The sequence below is a fragment of the Inquilinus sp. OTU3971 genome (assembly GCF_038440215.1).
The window spans coordinates 24,595-42,754 of record NZ_JASATH010000051.1 but is presented as its reverse complement, the minus strand read 5'-3'; the positions used below and the strand labels follow the sequence as shown (position 1 = coordinate 42,754).

Genomic DNA, 18,160 nt, shown 5'->3' with positions numbered 1-18,160 from the left:
GTGCAAATAAATTAATTTTTTTTTTTTTGGTTTGGGGGGGGGCGGCCCCCCCCCCCCCCCCCCCGCCGCGATGTGTTCGGGACCGTCCCGATCGCTAGAGATGGAAATACGGGTCGAGCACGCGGACCTCGGTGATGCGCTCGACCGGCAGACCGTTGCGGTTCGCCGCTTGGCGGATCGCCTCCGGCGAGGGCGCGTCGTAGATGCAATAGGTCCGCTTCTTGTCCGGGGTCACATAGGACTGCACCCAGGTGACCCCGTCCCGGGCATTGTTGGCGATGACGGCGGCTGCCGTCTGCCGGCCCTGCTGGTCAGGGACCAGACCGAGACCGTCGGGGAACTGGCGTTCGATCAGATAGCGTGGCATGGCGATGTCTCTCCCTTGCGCGGTCTGGAACCGCTTCACCTCGCCACGTTATGGCCCGGGCGAAGCCTGCGCATCGGGAGGCCCTCCCTATTTTGCGGCGGCCCTCTCCCCATGTTGCGGCAGCAGCTGCTGCTCCAGGGCGATGCGGGCGGCCTCGCCGCGCGTGCAGGCGCCAAGCTTGGCCAGCACCGACGAGACATGGTGGTCGACGGTCTTGGGCGAGACATGGAGCCGGGCGCCGATCTGGCCGTTGCTGAGCCCCTGGGTCAGGCAATCCAGGATCTCGACCTCGCGCATGGTCAGGCCGAGCGGGTTCTGGCGCGTCGCGGCCCTGGGGCCGCGCGGAACCCGGCGGATTCCTTCGACACGCATCCGCTGGCGCAGCGCTGCGGCGGCCGGGGCGGCGCCGAGCCGGTCGAAGATCTCGAGCGCCGCCAGCCTGGCCGGCATGTCGCCATCGGCCAGCGCGCGGGCCTGCTCGTAGGGGCAGCCCAGCCGCTCCCAGGAAGCGGCGGCGCCCTGCCAGTCGCCTTTGACCTGCAGCAGGAAGGGAGGCGCGGCCCAGCGCGGCGGGTCGCTCCGGTCGCCGGCCCGCCAGCGCCAGAAGGAGAACTCCCCCGCATGCCAGCGATGGCCATGCCGGACCGCGAGGTCGTAGACCGCGGCCGCTTCCGCCATGGTGCGCTCGGGCTGATCGGCCAGCCAGGCGGCTTCCGCCCGCGCGGCCCGTGCCGGCGCCAGACGCTGCAGCGTGTCGGTCTGCAGCGCCAGGTCGAGGGCCTCGTCCAGCACCGCGGACACTCCCGGATCGCCGCGCCGCGCCCGCACCCGCCCGAGCGCGACGAGCGCCATGATGCGGCTGACCATGGCGACATGCGGGCGCTCGACCAGTGCCGTCGCGATCTCGGCGGCCTCATCCCACCGTCCCTGATAGAGCCGCGTCAAGGCGAGCCAGGACCGCATGTAATGGTTGGAATGGTCCAGGTCGCGCTCGGCGGTATAGGCAATGCCGGAGGCGAGATGGCCTTCGGCCTCGGCGAAACGGTACTGCTCGCCATAGCAGGAGCCGAGATCGGAATAGGACTGGCCGACCAGCGCATCCAGCCCGGCCTTCCGTGCCAAGGCGAGGCCACGCTCCAGATGCAGCCGGCCCCGCTCATTGCCGAAGACCAGCATGGCCGAGCCGACGACGTTCTCGGCCGCGGCGACGATGGCCTCGTCGCCGAGCCGCGTGGCCAGGTCGATCGCCTTGCGGCCCCAGCGCACCGCCGGCCGGCGGTCGCGATGCAGCATCCGCAGATGCGCCTGGATCCGATAGGCGTTGGCCAGCTGGCGGGTCGGCGGCATCGCCTCCAGTGTCTCGATGGCACGCCGGCTGGCCTCTTCCGCGGCGGCGTTCCGGCCGCTGCGGACCAGGGGCCAGGCCAGGGCGGCCAGGTTCTCGCCCTCCTTCAGCCGGTCCCCGGCCCGGCGCCACAAGGCGATAGCTTCGTCGCGCGTCCGGCAGGCCTCGACGAGGTCGTCGACGATGGCACATTCCTCGGCATAGGCCTCGAGCAGCCGCGCCCGCTCGGTCGGCGCCCGATCGGCGGCGAAGGCCAGCACGCGCCGATACTGGCTGGCGGCCGCGCCATGGGCGCCGGCGGCGGCCGCGGCCCGCGCCGCGGCGGGGCCGAATTCGAGGACGGCTGCGCCATCGCCCGCCCCCTCGGCGAAATGGGCCAGCTGGGCTTGGTCGCCGCGCCCGGCCTCGGCGGATTTCAGGGCGTCGAGCGCCGCCCGGCAGATCTCGCGCCGCCGGCCGGGATCGAGGCCGGCCAGCACGGCGTCCCGCACCAGCTCGTGCCGGAAGGCGACGCCGGTCTCGGCCAGGGCCAGCAGCCCCGCGGCGAGGCAGTCGGACAAGCCGTCCACGGCGCCGCGCTGCACCCGTTCGAGCATCGCGTGCTCGACCCGGCTGCCGATCACGGCGGCCGTCTCCAGCGTTGCCCGTGCGGCCGGCCGCAGCTTCGTCGCGCGCGCCAGCACCGCGTCGTAGACCGTCTGCGGAATGCCCCGCCCGGCATGGGCCAGGACCTCGCCCAGGAAGAACGGATTGCCGCCGGTCTGCCGGTGCAGCGTGCGGGCGTCGAACGGCAAGTCGGCGATCAACTGGCGCACGGCGTCGACCGTCAGGCTTCGCAGCTCGATGCGGCGGACGATCCGCGACATCGCCAGATCTCCCAGGAGCACACGCAGCGGGGCGCCCACCTCGTCGTCACGATAGGTCAGGATGATCAGGACGGGATGATCGGCAATGCGGCGACCGAGATATTTGATCAGGTCGAGCGTCGCCTCGTCGGCCCAATGGACGTCCTCGACCAGCAGGATGACGGGCTGCGCCTGTCCACGCAGCAGGTCGAGCATGGTGGAGAACAGGGCGGCACGCGGCGCCTCGGCCTCGAGCTGGGCCAGCAGCCGCCCGCCGGTCTGGCGGGCGATGTCGTAGAGCGGGCCGAGCGGCGACGGGGTGAACAGCGAGTCGCACTGGCCCGTGAGCAGCCTGGCCGTCCGTCCGGCCGTGGCGATGAAGCGATCGACGAAGCTGGTCTTGCCGATGCCGGCCTCGCCGCTGACCAGCGCGATGCGGCCCTCGCCGGCCGTCGCCTCCCCGAGGGCGACCGCCAGCGCCTGCAACTCGTGGTCGCGTTCGAGCAGTTCCATGGGCACGGCCCCGGCGTGGAAGCGGCCACTGTGCCTGAACTTCTGGGCAGGATCACGTCGAAGGCTTGGGCGCCGCTGCCGTGATCGCAGGACAATCTTCCAGTGCCTGACCGATCCGGCACGGCCGGCATCCATCGTCGGAATCATGTCTGGCTGAGGGAGAGGAGTCCGTCCTGCAGGGTTGTGATCCGGCCGTCAGAGCCGGCGGAACACGACGCTCAGGTTGTTCGCCGGCATCTCGGTGACGGCGGGGCCTGAGAAGCCCGCCGCAGCGGCGAGGGCGGCGACGGCCTCCAGGCCCCGCAGGCCCCAGGCCGGGTCGCGTCCGCGCAGGTCGCGGTCGAACGCCTCGTTGCTCGGCGCCGTGGGAACGCCGGCACGGCGATACGGGCCGTAGAGATACAAGGGGCCGCTCGGCGGCAGGATGGCCGCGGCGCCGCGCATCAGCCCTTCTGTCGCGGCCCAGGGCGAGATGTGGATCATGTTGATGCACAGGACCGCGTCCGCTGCCGTGACCGGCCAGGGCGGCGAGGCGGCGTCGAGCGCCAAAGGCGGGCGCAGATTGGCCAGGCCGCTTTCCGCCGCCCAGGCGGCGATGCTGCGCCGCGCCTCCGGATTCGGGTCGGAGGGCTGGAACACCAGCCCCGGCAGCGCCGCCGCGAAATGCAGGCTGTGCTCGCCGGAGCCGCTGGCGATCTCCAGCACCGTGCCGGTCCGGGGCAGCACGCCGCGCAGCACGGCGAGGATCGGGTCCCGGTTGCGCGCCGCCGCGGGTGCGTGTTGACGGTGGTCGGTCATCATCCTCTCCGTCGCGCTTCGCCCGCACCCGGTCGATGCGGCGTCGTCGACTTCCATAGCCCATCCGGCCACACTGCGTCGCGCGGCTCCGCGCTGCGACTCGTCGACCGGCCCTGGCCAGGAGATTCGACCATGCCCCACGTCACCGTCGACGGATGCCGGCTGCACTATCGTTTCGACGGGCCCGGGGATGGGCCGCCGCTGCTGCTGTCCCATGCCCTCGGCGTCGATCTCGAGATGTGGGAGCCGCAGATGCCACGTCTCGCCCGGCGCTTCCGGGTGCTGCGCCATGACCATCGCGGGCATGGCGGCAGCGACGCGCCGGCCGGCCCCTACAGCCTGGACCGGCTGGGGCAGGACACCATCGGGCTGCTCGACGCGCTCGGCATCGCCCGCACCGACGTCGTCGGCCTATCGCTCGGCGGCATGCTGGCGCTGTGGCTCGGCATCCATGCGCCGGACCGGGTCGGCCGGCTGGTGCCCAGTTGCACCACCGCCTATGCCGGCGGCGCCGAGCTGTGGGACCCGCGGATCGAGGCGGTGCGGCGGGACGGCATGGCGGCGCTGGTCGACGGCGTGATCGGGCGCTGGTTCAGCCCGGGCTTCCGCGAGCGGGCGCCGGAGGCGGTCGGCGGCATCCGCCGCAAGCTCCTGGCGACCTCGCCCGAAGGCTATGCCGCCACCTGCGCCGCGATCCGCGACATGGACCAGCGCGACGCGATCGGCCGGATCCGGGCGCCGACTCTGGTGCTGGCGGGCGCCCAGGATCAGGGCACGCCGCCGGAGCGGGGGCAGGAGATCGCGGCCGCGGTGCCGGGCGCCCGCTTCCTGGCCCTCGACGCCGCCCACATCGCCAATATCGAGCAGGCCGAGGCTTTCACCGCGGCGGTCGAGAGCTTCCTCGACTGACGTCAGAGCACGAAATCGCTCGCCCGCAAGGCGTGGTCGGCGATGACGGCAATGGCGAAATCGGGCTGCTTATCGCCTGCGATATCGCCGTAGACGACCTGGTAGCCCCCCGAGACCACCACCCGCAGCTCTCCTCCCTTTCCCGTGAACGCGCCGGTGCCGAAGGTGAAGCCGTTGTCCGTCGTCGCGTAGTTGCCGTCGGATTCGATGGGCGAGAGATCGATCTTGTCCCCTTGAGCCGTGGAGAAGTCGGCGATCACGTCCCGGTAGATCGCTGCCGTCAGGCTGTCGATCTTGTCGGTGTAGACGAAGCGATCCGCGCCGGAGCCGCCTTTCAGCACATCGGCGCCCATGCCGCCCTGAAGCACATCGTTGCCGGCGCCGCCCCAAAGCGTGTTCTTGGCCGAGTCCCCCGTGATCCGGTCGGCGAAGCTCGATCCGATGATCTGCTCGACGCTCGTCAGCACGTCGCCCGCCGCCTCGCCGGTGTTGTGTGCCACCACGCTGAGATCGACGGTCATGCCGGCGGCGGCCCGTTCATAGATCGCGGTGTCGATTCCGGCACCGCCGTCGAAGCGGTCGGCGCCGGGACCGCCATAGAGCAGGTCGTTGCCGTTCTCGCCGTTGAGCTGGTCGTTGCCGCCCTCGCCGTCGAGCCGGTCGTCCCCGGCTCCGCCATGCAGGGCATCGGCGCCGGCACCCCCCTTCAGCGTGTCCACTCCGCCAGCGCCGGAAAGTGCGTCGTCCCCGCCGCGGCCCCACAGGACATTGTCACTGACATCGCCGGCCAACTGGTCGGCATGCTCCGATCCCAGCACCTGTTCGATCCCGGACAGCGTGTCGTCCCGCGCGTCGCCGCTGTAGCCGCGGCCGTTGACGAGATTGACGATCACGCCGGCACTGCTGCCGATGTAGCTGGCCGTGTTGATGCCCGCGCCGCCGTTCAGCGTATCCGCGCCGGCCGCGCCTTCGAGGATGTCGTTGCCGTCTTCGCCCCTGAGGACATCGTCACCGGTGCCGCCATAGATCGCGTCGTCGTCGCCTCCGCCCCACACCGAGTCATTGTCCGCCCCGGCATCGATCGAATCGGCGCCGCTGCCGCCCGTGATCACATCGCGGCCGGCGTCGCCGACTAGGCGGTCGTCCCCGTCGACTCCATGCAGGGTATCATTGCCGACACCGCCATAGGCACGGTCACCGCCCTTGGATCCGACGAGGAGGTCATCCCCGGCCATGCCGAACATCGTCGTTGGGACGGTCGCGCCGAAGTTACCCTCGATTCCATCATTTCCTGCGGATCCGATGAACGTTTCGACCAAGTACAACTCGAAAGTGATGCGCTTGCCGTCGACCTCGCTCGAATAGATGGCCATCCAAAGCTGTTCGCCCGGATATGGGTTGTATCCGATCAGGCCCGTCATGAATTGGAGGTCAGGCGGCAGGCGGCTGAAATCGACGGTGTCGTTGCCAGCCCCGCCATTGACCACATAGCGGTTCTCCGAGCCGTCGGAAGGATCAAGATTCGAAAAATCCAGCTTGAAGCTGTCGTTGTCGGCGGTGCCGGTCAGATTGACGTACATATGTCCCCCTTCGAAATGCCGAAGCCAAAAATACGATTCGTGACTAGACAGTATTCCTCACATCAACCGCGATATGGAGATCCGGCGTTGTCGGAACCGGCCGCCTAACCCGCCGGCTTGCGGGCGGCGGCGAGCAGCAGGCCGAAGCCGATCATCAGGCCGCCGGAGATCCGGTTGAACCAGCGGAACGGGCGGGCGCTGCGGACGTAGCGGCCGAGCCGGGCGCCGATCAGGGCGTAGATCGTGATCGCCACCCCCTCCAGCACCAGGAAGCTGGCGCCGAGCAGGGTGAAGCTGGCGGCGTAGTCCTGCGGCACCACGAATTGCGGGAAGAAGGCGGTGAAGATCAGGATCGCCTTCGGATTGCCGGCCGCGACCCAGAATTCCTGCCGGATCAGGGCGCCGAGCGGCTGGGACGGGCCGGCGGCGCCTTGGTCCGGCGCCGGGGCGTCGGCCCGCAGCAGCCTGATGCCGAGCCAGATCAGATAGGCGGCGCCCAGCCATTTCACCACTGCGAAGGCGAGCTCCGAGGCGGTGAGCAGCGTGCCGAGGCCGAGCCCGGCGACGGCGATCATGATGGCGAAGGCGACCAGCCGGCCCGAGGCGGCGGCCACGGCGCGCAGCGTGCCGTCGCGGGCGCCGTTCGACAGCGACAGCAGGTTGTTCGGGCCGAACGCCATGTTCAGCGCGAAGCAGGCGGGCAGGAAGAGCAGATAGTCGTCGAGCGTCATGGTCCAGATCTCCGCCGGCACGGCCGGCCGCGGCAGCGTGCCAGAGATCGGGCGGCCGGGAAACCGCGGAGCAGAGCGGAGCGTGGCGCTAGGATTCGATTCCGCAAATATTGCATTTTCCTAAAATTGGACTCGATAGTTTCGAGGTTCCGGACCGAATTCGTTGCTCGATGACAGAGATTGGCGCCATACTTGGATCGAACCTTAAGGATTCGATGTGAGGTTTCGTGGCGATCTCTGTCTCCGGCATGGCGATGCGGGCCTATCTCGGCGGGGTCGAGCCGGTGCTGTTCCGGTTGCGCAAGGAGCAGCGCCTGCGGATCTGGGGGCTAGGCCCCGCCGATTTGCCGGAAGCGGCGCTGCGGCTGCGGACCGAGGACTGCGCCGGCGGGCATCTCTGCCACCACATGGTGTCGGCGCATCACGACTATCTGGCGAAATACACGCGGCGCGGGCCGGACGGCGTCGCCCGGCTGTGGCAGGGCACGCCCTGCCTGCTCGACCTGACCCCTTTCGCCGATGCCGAGGCCTATGAGAAGGAGATCCGCAAGCACTCCTTCGGCTATATCCTGCGCGAGACCCGCAAGGCCGCGAAGGCGGGCTATCACTGCCGGATCTTCGACCGCTTCGCCCAGGGCGACGACATGCGCGACATCGAGGCGTCGAAGCTGTTCCGCTCCGGCGGGCCGGTGCCGCAGGCCTTCGCCCAGCGCTTCGGCCGCGGCAGCGGCGTGAAGGGCGACCCCTGGCTCGACGCCCCCTGCCCGGAGCATTGGGCGGTCGACTGGGGCGTGTTCATCGACGACGGCGGGCGCGACCGGCTGGTCGGCACCATCGTGCTGCGCCGGATCGGCAACATCATCCGCATCGTCAGCTTCCTCGGCCATGCGGACCACCTGTCGTCCGGTGCGATGAAGCTGCTGTTCGTCGAGATCGCGCGCTGGCTGCTGCGCCGCGAGGACCCGCGGGTGCGGGGCGTGCGCTTCGTCCTCTACGGCGCGCTGGAGCAGGGCGGGTTGGGGCTGCTGCACTGGAAGCGCCGCCTGCTGGTCCGGCCCTTCGTCTTCGCCGACCCCGCGCCGGTCGGCGCCGTCCGGGCCTGATGCCACGGCAGTTGGCGCCACGATTATGGCGAAGGGCGACGCCGGATCGACCTGATGACGCCACTTTCCCCAGCTGAACTGGCCGTGATCGACATCACCGGGGATGATCATGGACCAGGACAGTTCGGCTGCGGTGCGGCCGGGGACGGATAACGCAGCCTCGCGCCCGCCGGCGGGGCCGGCCAGCCGTTCTGCCGAGAACGAGGCGCGGATCGTCGCCCATCTGCGCGCTGTGCTGCTGGGCTGCGGCCGCTCGCCGGTCTGGAGCTAGCCGGGGCCCAGCACCTCGGCGCTGGGCCGGGCGGCGATGCGGTCCCACCAGGCGGCCAGCCGCTGGTGCCGCGCCAGCAGGTCGCGGCCTTCCGGCGCCATGCGGAAATAGTCGAGGATCGGCGCCGCGTGCAGGTCGGCCAGGCTGAGCGCATCGCCCAGCAGCCAGGGGCCGTCGCCGAGGAAGCCCTCGAGCACGTCGAGGCATAGCCCGGCCCGGGGCAGCGCGGCGGCGATCAGGGCCTCGTCGCTCGGCCGGCCCGCCTTCGGCTTCGACACCCGTTCGACATAGATGTCCCAGACCAGCGGGCGGTAGGCGTAGCTGTCCAGCACGCCGATGATCTGGGTCAGCCGGGCCCGGCCGCGAGCGTCGGCAGGCTGCAGCGCCGGCCCCGGAAAGGCCTCGTCGACATAACGGGTGATCGCCGAGGTCTCGTACAGTGCGAAACCGTCATGCTCGAAGGCGGGGATGCGGCCGAAGGGGTGGCGGTCGAGATAGCCCGGCGGCGGCCCCTCGGGTGCGAAGATGTCGACCTCGACCAGGTCGAACGCCACGCCCTTCTCCTGCAGTGCCAGCAGCGCGACGCGGACATAGACGCTGTAGCGGGCGCCGTAGAGGATCGCGGTCACGGCATCTCCACCGTCCGCTCGGTGTCGATCACCAGGGTGCTGTTTCGCTCCAACTGATAGCGGCCGGTGTAGGTCCCCGGCTTCCAGCCTTCGGGCGGAGCGCGCCGGCCGCTGAACGCGGACCAGAGATTCTTCGATTCCGCCAGCACCGTCCGGTCCCGATGCACCGGCTTCCCATCCGGGCCGATGATGGTGACGATCTGGATGTCGCCGCCCCGTACGCCGAAGCTTTCGGCCCACAGCACCAGCGGGGCGTTCCGGCCGCCCTTGATGTCGGCATAGTCGCCGCGGCGGGCGGTCTCCCAATCGGCCGGGCCGGCGGCGAAGCCGGCGATCAGCAGGGCGGTCGGGATGTAGGGGACGTCAGCGGCCCACAGCGGATTGCCGGTCTTCTCGCAGCCCGAGCCGATCGGCAGCGCGGTGAAGGGGTCGATGAAGGTCTCGCCCCTGAACACGCTGAACTCGACATGCGGGAACTCGGTGTTGCCGGACAGGCCGACCTGGCCCAGCTTCTGGCCGGTCTTGACCGTGTCGCCCGGCTTCACCTGGACGCTGCCCTGCCTCATATGGGCGTAGCGCGTATGCCAGCCGCCACCATGGTCGATGGTGACGCCATTGCCCGCCTCCTTGCCCTTGACCGCGTCGACCCCGCGTTCCTTGATCGAGATGTCCGGCTCGCCGTCGCGGATTCCGACCACGGTGCCGTCCGCCGCCGCCAGGATATCGACACCCTTGCGCATGGCGGCCAGGTCGCGCAGGCGGATGTCGGTGCCGTTGTCGCCGCTGTAGCCCAGGCGGTCGCAGCGGAAATTGCCGAAGCGCGGCCCGGGCACGGCGTCGACGTAGTTCTGGATGAAGCAGTCCTGCCCCAGGGTGCAGGCGACCGGCCAGGCGAAGCGCGGCTCGGTCTCCTGCGCCGATGCTGCGGGCGCGACGAGAAGGACAAGTCCGATCAGGGCGCTCCGCAACATCCGATTTCTCCGCCTTAGAGCGTCACCACCCGGATCCGCCGGCCTTGCACCGCCAGGGCGATGCCGCCGCGCTTCAGCGCCAGCGCAGCCTCGCCGAACATCTCGCGGCGCCAGCCGTGCAGCGCCGGCACCTGGGCGTCGTCGTCCATGGCGATGGCCTCCAGGTCGTCGCTGCCGGCGACCAGCTTCTGGGCCACGCCCTCATCCTCGCATTTCATCTTCAACAGCACGCGCATCAGCTCGACCAGCGGCGCGATGCCGGGCGGGGTCGGCGGGCGCTGCGCCAGCTTCGGCGCCTGATCGGGCGGCGTCGCCAGGCCGCGCTCGACCGCCGCGATCAGGCCTGTGCCCTGCCAGCCCTCGGCCATGTTGCGGCTCATGCCGCGGATCCGGGCCATGGCATCGAGGTCGCGCGGGGTGTGCGCCGCGATCTCCAGCAGGGCCTCGTCCTTCAGGATGCGGCCGCGCGGGATGTCGCGCTTCTGCGCCTCGCGTTCGCGCCAGGCCGCCACCTCGCGCAGGATCGCCAGGAACTTGCCCGAGGCGTTGCGCGGCTTCAGCCGCAGCCAGGCCTGGTCGGGCTCGGTGCGGTAGGTGGCCGGGTCGCACAGGATCGCCATCTCCTCGGCGAGCCAGGCTTCGCGGCCGGACTTGGTCAGCTGCTTCCGCAGCGCCTCATAGGCCGGGCGCAGATGGATGACGTCGGCCAGCGCGTACTCGATCTGGCGCTCGGTCAGCGGCCGGTGCGACCAGTCGGTGAAGCGCGAGGATTTGTCGATTCGGGCATTGGCCAGCTTGCCGACGAGGTTCTCGTAGCTGACCGATTCGCCGAAGCCGCAGACCATGGCCGCGACCTGGGTGTCGAACAGCGGCGTCGGCACCCGGCCGGTCAGATGGTCGAAGATCTCCACATCCTGGCGGGCGGAGTGGAAGACCTTCAGCACCTTCGGGTCGTGGACCAGCGTGAACAGCGGCGCCAGGTCGATGCCCGGCGCCAGCGGGTCGATCGCCGCGGCCTCGTCCAGCCCGGCGATCTGCACCAGGCACAGCTTCGGCCAGAAGGTGTGCTCGCGCATGAACTCGGTGTCGATGGCGATGTAGTCGGCCGCTGCCATGCGGTCGCAGAAGGCGGCGAGTTCGGCGGTGGAGGTGATCAGAGTCATCCCCAGCGTTGTAGCGGATGAAACCCCCAGTTGCCGAGTGCTTTACGACAATCCGCCGAACGGAATGCCGCCGGCGGCGAATCCGGCTAGTCTCGACCGTGAACCGGGGTGGGGCCGGGGCGAGAACGAAGCCATGCTTTCGCCATGGCCGTTCGGGAGCGTGGAGGCGACGGCAAGGAGGGCCGCATGAGACGATCCCTGGCATCCACGATGGCGGCCGCGGTCCTGGCGCTGACGGCGCCTTTCGCCGGCGCGGCCGCGCCGGAGGCACCATCCGGCCTGTTCCGGGTCGGCGACACCGGCGTGCGCTGCCTGAAGCAGCCCTGCCCGTGGCGCGGCGTGGTGCCGGTCGACGACGAGAGCGTCGCCGCCGGGACCGTCCCCCCGGCCTATGCCGGCGACGCGCCGCCGGTGATCGCGACACGGGCCGAGCTGCTGGACCAGGTGCGGCGCGAGATCTGGCGCGCCTGGGCCGCGGGCGGCTGCCTGCTGGTCCGCGGCCGCTTCGAGCGCCGCGGCGCCGCGGCGGTGCCGGTGCTGTCGGTCGACCGGGTCATCGGGCCGTGCGGCCGGTAGCGGAACATCCGATGCCCGACCGCAGACGGAGACGATCGTGCCGACGACATTGAGAGTGATCGCCGTCCTGGAGCTTCTGGCGGGCCTCGCCCTGACGATCTGGTGCTGGTTCGGAGTGTCGGAGGGCTTCCTGGGACTTGCTTTCCTGCTCTCTGGGCTGATCTCCGCCGCCGTGTTCGTGGCGCTGGCGCAGATCCTGGAGAACTCGAACCTGATGCGGGAGGAACTCGGCTCGCTGCGGGATGAGTTGCGGCGGGAATTCGGGACGCAGCAAGAGGCCATGCGGATGCCGGACCGGGCTTCTTCATCGTCATCGCTGCCGCCGTCGATGGAGGCGATCAGGGAATCGGCCGATCCGGCCACCGGTCGACTCACATACATCTACAACGGTGTGAGCTACGACAGCCGCTTCTCTGCTGTGGAACAGCTCACCAAGGATGAGTGGCGTGCGCGTCACTCCCCAGGATCGCCTCCGTCCGATTGAGGGGATAGCCGGAGCAACCTGCCCGGCCGCTGGTCCTACCCCTCCCAGTCCAGGCCGAGGTCGAGGATCGGGGCGCTGTGGGTGATCCAGCCGGCGGAGATCAGGTCGACGCCCGACGTGGCGATCGCCGGCACCGTCTCCGCCGTCACCCGGCCGGACGCCTCGGTGACCGCCCGGCCGTCGACCCTTCGCACCGCCTCGCGCAGCTGGTCCGGGGTCATGTTGTCCAGCAGCACGGCGTCGACGCCCTCGGCCAGGGCCTCGTCGAGCTGGCCGAGCGTGTCGACCTCCACCTCGATCTTCACCAGATGCCCGACCGCGGCACGGGCCCGGGCGATCGCCGGCCGCACCCCGCCGGCCACGGCGATGTGGTTGTCCTTGATCAGCACCGCGTCGTCGAGGCCGAAGCGGTGGTTGACGCCGCCGCCGGCCCGCACCGCGTGCTTCTCCAGCGCCCGCAGGCCCGGCGTGGTCTTGCGGGTGCAGGCGATGCGCGCCTTGTGCGGCTGGGCGGCGGCGACCAGCGCGGCGGTGGCGGTGGCGACGCCGGACAGGCGGCACAGCAGGTTCAGCGCCACCCGTTCCGCCGCCAGGATCGGCCGGGCCGGGCCGTCGATCCGGATCACCGCATCGCCCGGCACCACCCGGCTGCCGTCCGGCAGCAGGATGGCGACGGTGATGGCGGGGTCGAGCAGGCGGAAGGCCAGGGCGGCGGCATCGGTGCCGGCCACGGTGCCAGGCTGGCGCGCCGCGATCACGCCGCGCATCCGGGCCTCGGCCGGGATCACCGCGGCGCTGGTGATGTCGCCGGCGCGGCCGAGGTCTTCGGCCAAGGCGGCGCGGACCACCGGCTCGACCAGCAGGACGGGGAGGGAGGGGAGATCCATGGTCGGCCTCACGGGCGGGCGGTGCCGATGCGGGGGGCATCGCCCTCCAGCACATCGGCGAGGGTGAGGAAGGAGGCGGCTGAGGCCGGGTCGGCCTCGGGCCGGTCGCTGCGGCACTGGGCGCCGCGGCTCTCGCGCCGGCGCAAGGCGGCGGTCGCGATCAGCAGCCCGGCCAAAGCGCGGTCGGACAGGGCCGAGGGCGCGGCATCGGCGAGGGGGCGCAGGGCCGTGACCGCGGCGATCAGCCCGGCGCCGTCGCGAACCACGCCGACATGCCGCTCCATCAGCCCCCGCAGGGTGGCGACGATGCCGGCATCCGGGACGGGGCGGCGGGCGGCGCCGAGCGGCAGCGGGCGCAGCGGCGGCCGGGCATCGCCGCCGCTTATGTCCGCGGCGATCCAGCCGGCATAGGCCAGCGCCTCCAACAGCGAGTTGCTGGCCAGGCGGTTGGCGCCGTGCAGCCCGGTCGCCGCCACCTCGCCCGCGGCCCAGAGGCCGGGGACGGAGCTGCGGCCGCTGCCGTCCACCGCCACGCCGCCCATGTGGTAATGGGCGGCCGGGCGGATCGGGATCGGCTGCCGGGCCGGGTCCAGCCCCGCCTCGCGGCACAGCGCGGTGACCTTGGCGAAGCGCTGCAGCCGGTCGCCCAGCGGACGCACATCCAGGAACACCGGCTCGCCGGCCATGACCCTGTGGAAGACGGCGCGGGCGATCACGTCGCGCGGGGCCAGATCGCCCTGGGGATGATCGGCCATCACCCGTTCGCCCGCGGCCGTGATCAGCGTCGCGCCCTCGCCGCGCAGCGCCTCGGTGGCCAACGGCATCGGGTCCCGGCCGACGGCCATGGCGGTCGGGTGGAACTGCACGAATTCCAGATCGCGCAGCACGGCCCCGGCCCGCGCCGCCAGGGCCAGGCCGGTGCCGGCCGCGCCGAGCGGGTTGGTGGTATGGGCGTACAGGCCGCCGACCCCGCCGGTGGCCAGCACCACGGCCCGGGCCGGGATCGCCACCGGCGCGCCGTTCTCCCAGGCCAGCACGCCGCACACGCCGGCCTCGTCGCGCAGCAGGGCGGTGGCGCGGGCGGGGCGGAGGGCGATCCGCGGATCGGCCTCGACGGCCTGCGCCAGGGTGTGCAGCACCGCGGCGCCGGTGCCGTCGCCGCCGGCATGGACGATGCGGCGGCGGGAATGCGCGGCCTCCAGACCGAGGGCGAAGCCACCATCATCCGATCGGTCGAAGGGGGCGCCGAGCCCGGCCAGCCAGGCGATGCAGTCGGGCGCCGCTTCGGTGACGCGCCGCGCCACCTCCGGGTCGCCCAGCCCGGCCGCGGCCGCCAGCGTGTCGGCGGCGTGCAGCGCCGGGTCGTCGTCGGGGCCCAGCGCCGCGGCGATGCCGCCCTGGGCCCAGCTGGTGGCGGCCTCGGCCCCGACCGGCGCGGCGGACAGCAGCAGGACGGGCAACGGCGCCAGCCGCAGCGCCGCGGCCAGGCCGGCGATGCCGGCGCCGATCACCACGACCCGATCCTGCGGGCGGGAAGAGATCGCGTCCATCAGCGCACCTCGAGCATGCGTTCGACCGCGGCGCGGGCGCGGCCGGCGACGGCCGGGTCCAGCTCCACCGCCTCGGTCATCGTCTCCAGCGCGTGCCGGATCTTGGGCAGGGTGATCCGCTTCATATGCGGGCACAGGTTGCAGGGCCGGATGAAGTCGATCTCCGGGAACTGCACGGCGACGTTGTCGCTCATCGAGCATTCTGTCACCAGCACCACCCGGCCGGGCCGCTTGGTCGCGACATAGTCGCTCATCGCCGCGGTCGACCCGGCGAAATCGGCCTCCGCCACCACCTCCGGCGGGCATTCCGGATGGGCCAGCACGACCACGCCGGGATGGGCCTCGCGCAGCTGCCGGACATCGTCCGGGCCGAACCGTTCATGCACCTCGCAGGCGCCCTGCCAGGCGATGATCTCGACCCTGGTCTCGGCCGCGACATTGGCCGCCAGATAGCCGTCCGGGATGAAGATCACGCGCGGCACGCCCAGGTTCTCCACCACCCTCACCGCGTTGCCGGAGGTGCAGCAGATGTCGCTCTCCGCCTTCACCGCGGCCGAGGTGTTGACATAGGTCACCACCGGCACGCCGGGGTAGCGGCGGCGCAGCAGGCGCACATCCTCCGGCGTGATCGATTCGGCCAGGGAGCAGCCGGCGGCGGCATCGGGGATCAGCACGGTTTTGGCCGGGTTCAGCAGCTTCGCGGTCTCGGCCATGAAATGCACGCCGCACAGCACGATCACCGAGGCCTCGACCCGCGCCGCCTCCCGCGCCAGGGCCAGGCTGTCGCCAGTGATGTCGGCGATGCCGTGGAAGATCTCCGGCGTCTGGTAGTTGTGCGCCAGGATCACCGCGTCGCGCTCCCGCTTCAGCCGCAGGATGGCGTCGATGTCGGGGGCGAAGCCCGGCCAGTCGAAGGCCGGGATGACGCGGGACAGCCGGTCGTACAGCGGCGCGGTGCGCGCGGCGACGGCTTCGGTGTAGTCGGTGGAGGCGGACATCGGGTTCTGCTCACTTCGAGAATTACGAGGACAGGCGCGGCCCGAATCGGTGTCGCTTCAGTTACTCTAATTCTCAGAATAAGAAAATCAAGACGGCTTCGCGGAGGACGACCCTGCGTCCCGCCGGGAGGTGTTGTCGCCCGCCGGGGGCGTGATCATCTCACGGCCAGGACGGGCGACTCGATCCGGCCCGAGGACAGAGCACCATGATCGCGACCGATCCCAGGCAGCGGCCCCGATGCCGATGACCGCCACCCCGACCGCGGCATCGGGGGGCCGCCCGGGCGCCGCCCTGCGGGCCTGGGCCGGGCGCGACCGGCTGCTGCCGCTGCTGACCGCGGCCCTGGCCCTCGCCATCTTCCTGTTCGACACCTTCAGCCCGATGAAGATCGCGGTGGCGGTGCTCTACGCCATCGTCATCCTGATGTCGGTCGGCTTCCTCGACCGCCGCGGCGTCCTGCTGGCGGCGCTGGGCTGCGGCGGGCTGACGGTCGTTGGCTTCCTGGCCGGGCTGCGGCACACCGGCCTCGAAGCCCATCTCCTGCGCGGCGTCGTCAGCCTGTCGGCCATCGCCATCGCCACCGTGCTGGCCCAGCGCGGCCAGGCGGCGACGGCGGTGCTGCGCGACAGCGAGCGGCGCTGGCGCGGCATCTTCCAGTCGGTCGGCGTGGCGATCTGGGAGGAGGATTTCACCCGGGTCCACCGCCTCTTCGAGGACTTGGCGCGCCAGGGCGTTACCGACCTCCGGCGCCGGCTGGAGGACGATCACCGCCTGGTCGAGCGCTGCATCGCCCTGGTGCGCACCGTCGACGCCAACGACGCCGCCGTCCGGCTGGTCGGCGCCGCGGATGCCGCCCAGGCGATCGCCGGACGCGCGCGCATCTTCCTGCCCGAGACCGTGCGGACCTGGCGCGACCTGCTGATCGCCCTGGCCGAAGGCCGGCCGTCCTTCGCCGGCGAGACCGTGCTGCAGACCATCGGCGGCGATCGCCGCTCGGTCCTGCTCACCGCCACCTTCCCGGCCGACGGCGTGCGGTCCACCGGCCTTTTGAGCGCCGTCGACATCACCGAGCGCCAGGCCCTGGCCGAGGCCCGGGCCGAGCTCGCGCATGTCTCGCGCGTGGTCACGCTCGGCGAGCTGACCGCATCGATCGCGCATGAGGTGAAGCAGCCGCTGGCCGCGATCGTCACCGACGCCCAGGCCTGCCTGCGCTGGCTCGACCGGCCGGTGCCGGCGCTCGACGAGGCGCGGGCCTGCGCCGGCCGGATCGCCGGTCAGGCCAACCGCGCCGACCACGTCGTGCAGCGGCTGCGCGACCTGACCCGGAAGGCGGAGCCGGAACGGGTGCCGGTCGATCCCAACGCCGTCGTCGACGAGGTGGTCGAGCTGATGTGGCGCGAGATCGCCGATCATGGCGTGGCGCTGCGGACGCGGTTCGCGCCCGGGCTGCCGCCGGTGGCGGGCGACCGCATCCAGCTGCAGCAGGTGCTGATCAACCTCGTGGTCAACGCCATCCAGGCGATGGCGACGGCCCCCCGCCGCGAGCTCACGATCGAGACCCTCGGCGGCCCGACGGGGGAGGTCGTGATCCTGGTCGCGGATAGCGGCGTCGGGCTGGAGCCGGAGGCGATGGCTGGCCTGTTCACCCCGTTCCGCACCACCAAGCCCGGCGGCATGGGCCTCGGGCTGTCGATCTGCCGCTCCATCGTCGAAGCCCATGGCGGGCGCATCTGGGCGTCACGAAACGCCGAGGCCGGGCTGACCCTCCACGTCGCCCTGCCGGCGGATCGGAGGGCGGCATGACCGGTGCCGTTGCCGAGGCGCCGCTGGTGCTGGTGCTGGATGACGAGGCGCCCGTCCGCACCGCGCTGGACAGCCTGCTGCGCTCGGTGGGCTTCCGCGTCGCCTGCTTCGCCTCGCCGGAGGAGTTGCTGCATGACGACCAGCTGTCGTCGGCGAACTGCCTGGTGCTCGACATCCGGCTGCAGATGGCCAGCGGGCTCGATGTCCAGGCGCAGCTGACCCAGGCCGGTATCGGCATCCCGGTGGTGTTCATGACCGGCCATGGCGACATCCCGATGAGCGTGCGGGCGATGAAGGCCGGCGCCATCGACTTCCTGCCCAAGCCGTTCCGCGACCAGGACATGCTCGACGCCGTCGCTGCCGCGATCGAGCGCGACCGCGAGCGGCGTGCGGCGGAGCAGCGCGTGGCCGAGGTCGCGGGACGGTACGGGACCCTGACCCCGCGCGAGCGGCAGATCATGGCCCTGGTCACCACCGGGCTGATGAACAAGGAGATCGCCGGCCAGCTCGGCCTCAGCGAGGTCACGGTCAAGATCCACCGCGGCCAGGTGATGCGGAAGATGGCGGTGCGGTCGGTCGCCGATCTGGTCCGCATCGCCGACACGCTGGACGGCCGGCCCGGCTAGATCGGGATGC

General features: G+C 71.3%; 18 protein-coding genes. 7 read left to right on the top strand and 11 right to left on the bottom strand.

Features of this window, described 5'->3' with window-relative positions; genetic code table 11:
• Nucleotides 1–94 precede the first annotated feature (94 nt).
• From AAHM41_RS15205 to AAHM41_RS15195, 3 genes are all read right to left on the bottom strand, one after another.
• Complete coding sequence (locus tag AAHM41_RS15205; protein WP_342237399.1) at nucleotides 95–367, bottom strand: DUF4242 domain-containing protein; 273 nt, start codon at nucleotides 365–367, stop codon at nucleotides 95–97.
• 87 nt (nucleotides 368–454) lie between these two features.
• The gene (locus AAHM41_RS15200; RefSeq protein WP_342237398.1) at nucleotides 455–3,070 is read right to left on the bottom strand and encodes an ATP-binding protein; all 2,616 of its coding nucleotides are present in this window, start codon (nucleotides 3,068–3,070) and stop codon (nucleotides 455–457) included.
• A 195-nt stretch (nucleotides 3,071–3,265) separates the two neighbouring features.
• Nucleotides 3,266–3,868, bottom strand: a complete 603-nt coding sequence (locus tag AAHM41_RS15195; protein ID WP_342237397.1) for a DUF938 domain-containing protein — start codon at nucleotides 3,866–3,868, stop codon at nucleotides 3,266–3,268.
• A gap of 132 nt (nucleotides 3,869–4,000) precedes the next feature.
• Between AAHM41_RS15195 and pcaD the strand changes: the two genes are divergently transcribed.
• A complete protein-coding gene (pcaD, locus tag AAHM41_RS15190) occupies nucleotides 4,001–4,777 on the top strand; it encodes a 3-oxoadipate enol-lactonase (RefSeq protein ID WP_342237396.1) in 777 nt (258 codons plus the stop codon).
• 2 nt (nucleotides 4,778–4,779) lie between these two features.
• On the opposite strand, the gene AAHM41_RS15185 is transcribed toward pcaD, so the two are convergent.
• Together AAHM41_RS15185 and AAHM41_RS15180 are read right to left on the bottom strand one after the other, a co-directional pair.
• Nucleotides 4,780–6,357: a calcium-binding protein gene (locus tag AAHM41_RS15185; RefSeq protein ID WP_342237395.1), complete on the bottom strand. Its 1,578-nt coding sequence runs from the start codon at nucleotides 6,355–6,357 to the stop codon at nucleotides 4,780–4,782.
• A 104-nt stretch (nucleotides 6,358–6,461) separates the two neighbouring features.
• Entirely contained in the window at nucleotides 6,462–7,088 is a 627-nt protein-coding gene (locus tag AAHM41_RS15180) for a LysE family translocator (protein WP_342237394.1), read from the bottom strand.
• A gap of 227 nt (nucleotides 7,089–7,315) precedes the next feature.
• On the opposite strand from AAHM41_RS15180, the gene AAHM41_RS15175 reads away from it, so the two are divergent.
• On the top strand, nucleotides 7,316–8,191 hold the full coding sequence (locus tag AAHM41_RS15175) for a hypothetical protein (protein ID WP_342237393.1): 876 nt from the start codon (nucleotides 7,316–7,318) through the stop codon (nucleotides 8,189–8,191).
• A 109-nt stretch (nucleotides 8,192–8,300) separates the two neighbouring features.
• Nucleotides 8,301–8,462 (top strand): hypothetical protein, encoded by a 162-nt coding sequence (locus AAHM41_RS15170; RefSeq protein ID WP_342237392.1) that lies wholly within the window; start codon nucleotides 8,301–8,303, stop codon nucleotides 8,460–8,462.
• Here the strand turns inward: AAHM41_RS15170 and AAHM41_RS15165 are convergent.
• From AAHM41_RS15165 to rnd, 3 genes are read right to left on the bottom strand one after another with little or no spacing between them, the layout of a single operon-like run.
• Nucleotides 8,459–9,091 (bottom strand): glutathione S-transferase family protein, encoded by a 633-nt coding sequence (locus tag AAHM41_RS15165; RefSeq protein ID WP_342237391.1) that lies wholly within the window; start codon nucleotides 9,089–9,091, stop codon nucleotides 8,459–8,461. The genes AAHM41_RS15170 and AAHM41_RS15165 overlap by 4 nt on opposite strands.
• On the bottom strand, nucleotides 9,088–10,062 hold the full coding sequence (locus AAHM41_RS15160) for a M23 family metallopeptidase (RefSeq protein WP_342237390.1): 975 nt from the start codon (nucleotides 10,060–10,062) through the stop codon (nucleotides 9,088–9,090). Before AAHM41_RS15160 ends, AAHM41_RS15165 begins: the two co-directional genes overlap by 4 nt.
• Nucleotides 10,063–10,076: 14 nt before the next feature.
• A complete protein-coding gene (gene rnd, locus AAHM41_RS15155) occupies nucleotides 10,077–11,225 on the bottom strand; it encodes a ribonuclease D (protein ID WP_342237389.1) in 1,149 nt (382 codons plus the stop codon).
• 186 nt (nucleotides 11,226–11,411) lie between these two features.
• On the opposite strand from rnd, the gene AAHM41_RS15150 reads away from it, so the two are divergent.
• Nucleotides 11,412–11,801 (top strand): hypothetical protein, encoded by a 390-nt coding sequence (locus AAHM41_RS15150; RefSeq protein ID WP_342237388.1) that lies wholly within the window; start codon nucleotides 11,412–11,414, stop codon nucleotides 11,799–11,801.
• A 37-nt stretch (nucleotides 11,802–11,838) separates the two neighbouring features.
• Nucleotides 11,839–12,285, top strand: a complete 447-nt coding sequence (locus tag AAHM41_RS15145) for a hypothetical protein (protein WP_342237387.1) — start codon at nucleotides 11,839–11,841, stop codon at nucleotides 12,283–12,285.
• Nucleotides 12,286–12,320: 35 nt separating this feature from the next.
• Here AAHM41_RS15145 and nadC read toward each other — a convergent pair whose 3' ends face one another.
• Genes nadC through nadA form a run of 3 tightly spaced genes read right to left on the bottom strand, consistent with a single transcriptional unit; the run spans nucleotide 12,321 to nucleotide 15,720 of the window.
• The gene (gene nadC, locus AAHM41_RS15140) at nucleotides 12,321–13,184 is read right to left on the bottom strand and encodes a carboxylating nicotinate-nucleotide diphosphorylase (RefSeq protein ID WP_446719451.1); all 864 of its coding nucleotides are present in this window, start codon (nucleotides 13,182–13,184) and stop codon (nucleotides 12,321–12,323) included.
• A complete protein-coding gene (locus tag AAHM41_RS15135; protein ID WP_342237385.1) occupies nucleotides 13,181–14,722 on the bottom strand; it encodes an L-aspartate oxidase in 1,542 nt (513 codons plus the stop codon). Before AAHM41_RS15135 ends, nadC begins: the two co-directional genes overlap by 4 nt.
• Nucleotides 14,722–15,720 carry a quinolinate synthase NadA gene (gene nadA / locus AAHM41_RS15130; protein WP_342237384.1) on the bottom strand — a complete coding sequence of 333 codons (999 nt, stop codon included), beginning with the start codon at nucleotides 15,718–15,720 and terminating at the stop codon, nucleotides 14,722–14,724. Before nadA ends, AAHM41_RS15135 begins: the two co-directional genes overlap by 1 nt.
• A gap of 238 nt (nucleotides 15,721–15,958) precedes the next feature.
• On the opposite strand from nadA, the gene AAHM41_RS15125 reads away from it, so the two are divergent.
• Both AAHM41_RS15125 and AAHM41_RS15120 read left to right on the top strand, forming a co-directional pair.
• Nucleotides 15,959–17,524: a sensor histidine kinase gene (locus AAHM41_RS15125; protein WP_342237383.1), complete on the top strand. Its 1,566-nt coding sequence runs from the start codon at nucleotides 15,959–15,961 to the stop codon at nucleotides 17,522–17,524.
• Nucleotides 17,521–18,150, top strand: a complete 630-nt coding sequence (locus AAHM41_RS15120; protein WP_342237382.1) for a response regulator transcription factor — start codon at nucleotides 17,521–17,523, stop codon at nucleotides 18,148–18,150. Before AAHM41_RS15125 ends, AAHM41_RS15120 begins: the two co-directional genes overlap by 4 nt.
• The last annotated feature ends 10 nt before the right edge of the window (nucleotides 18,151–18,160 follow it).

Excerpts from the sequence above, each read along its gene's own strand:
- AAHM41_RS15200 (WP_342237398.1), bottom strand. The coding sequence starts at position 3,070 with ATGGAACTGCTCGAACGCGACCACGAGTTGCAGGCGCTGGCGGTCGCC.
- rnd (WP_342237389.1), bottom strand. The coding sequence starts at position 11,225 with ATGACTCTGATCACCTCCACCGCCGAACTCGCCGCCTTCTGCGACCGC.
- AAHM41_RS15195 (WP_342237397.1), bottom strand. The coding sequence starts at position 3,868 with ATGACCGACCACCGTCAACACGCACCCGCGGCGGCGCGCAACCGGGAC.
- pcaD (WP_342237396.1), top strand. The coding sequence starts at position 4,001 with ATGCCCCACGTCACCGTCGACGGATGCCGGCTGCACTATCGTTTCGAC.
- AAHM41_RS15135 (WP_342237385.1), bottom strand. The coding sequence starts at position 14,722 with ATGGACGCGATCTCTTCCCGCCCGCAGGATCGGGTCGTGGTGATCGGC.
- AAHM41_RS15150 (WP_342237388.1), top strand. The coding sequence starts at position 11,412 with ATGAGACGATCCCTGGCATCCACGATGGCGGCCGCGGTCCTGGCGCTG.
- nadA (WP_342237384.1), bottom strand. The coding sequence starts at position 15,720 with ATGTCCGCCTCCACCGACTACACCGAAGCCGTCGCCGCGCGCACCGCG.
- AAHM41_RS15180 (WP_342237394.1), bottom strand. The coding sequence starts at position 7,088 with ATGACGCTCGACGACTATCTGCTCTTCCTGCCCGCCTGCTTCGCGCTG.
- AAHM41_RS15170 (WP_342237392.1), top strand. The coding sequence starts at position 8,301 with ATGGACCAGGACAGTTCGGCTGCGGTGCGGCCGGGGACGGATAACGCA.
- AAHM41_RS15205 (WP_342237399.1), bottom strand. The coding sequence starts at position 367 with ATGCCACGCTATCTGATCGAACGCCAGTTCCCCGACGGTCTCGGTCTG.
- AAHM41_RS15120 (WP_342237382.1), top strand. The coding sequence starts at position 17,521 with ATGACCGGTGCCGTTGCCGAGGCGCCGCTGGTGCTGGTGCTGGATGAC.
- AAHM41_RS15125 (WP_342237383.1), top strand. The coding sequence starts at position 15,959 with ATGCCGATGACCGCCACCCCGACCGCGGCATCGGGGGGCCGCCCGGGC.
- AAHM41_RS15185 (WP_342237395.1), bottom strand. The coding sequence starts at position 6,357 with ATGTACGTCAATCTGACCGGCACCGCCGACAACGACAGCTTCAAGCTG.
- AAHM41_RS15160 (WP_342237390.1), bottom strand. The coding sequence starts at position 10,062 with ATGTTGCGGAGCGCCCTGATCGGACTTGTCCTTCTCGTCGCGCCCGCA.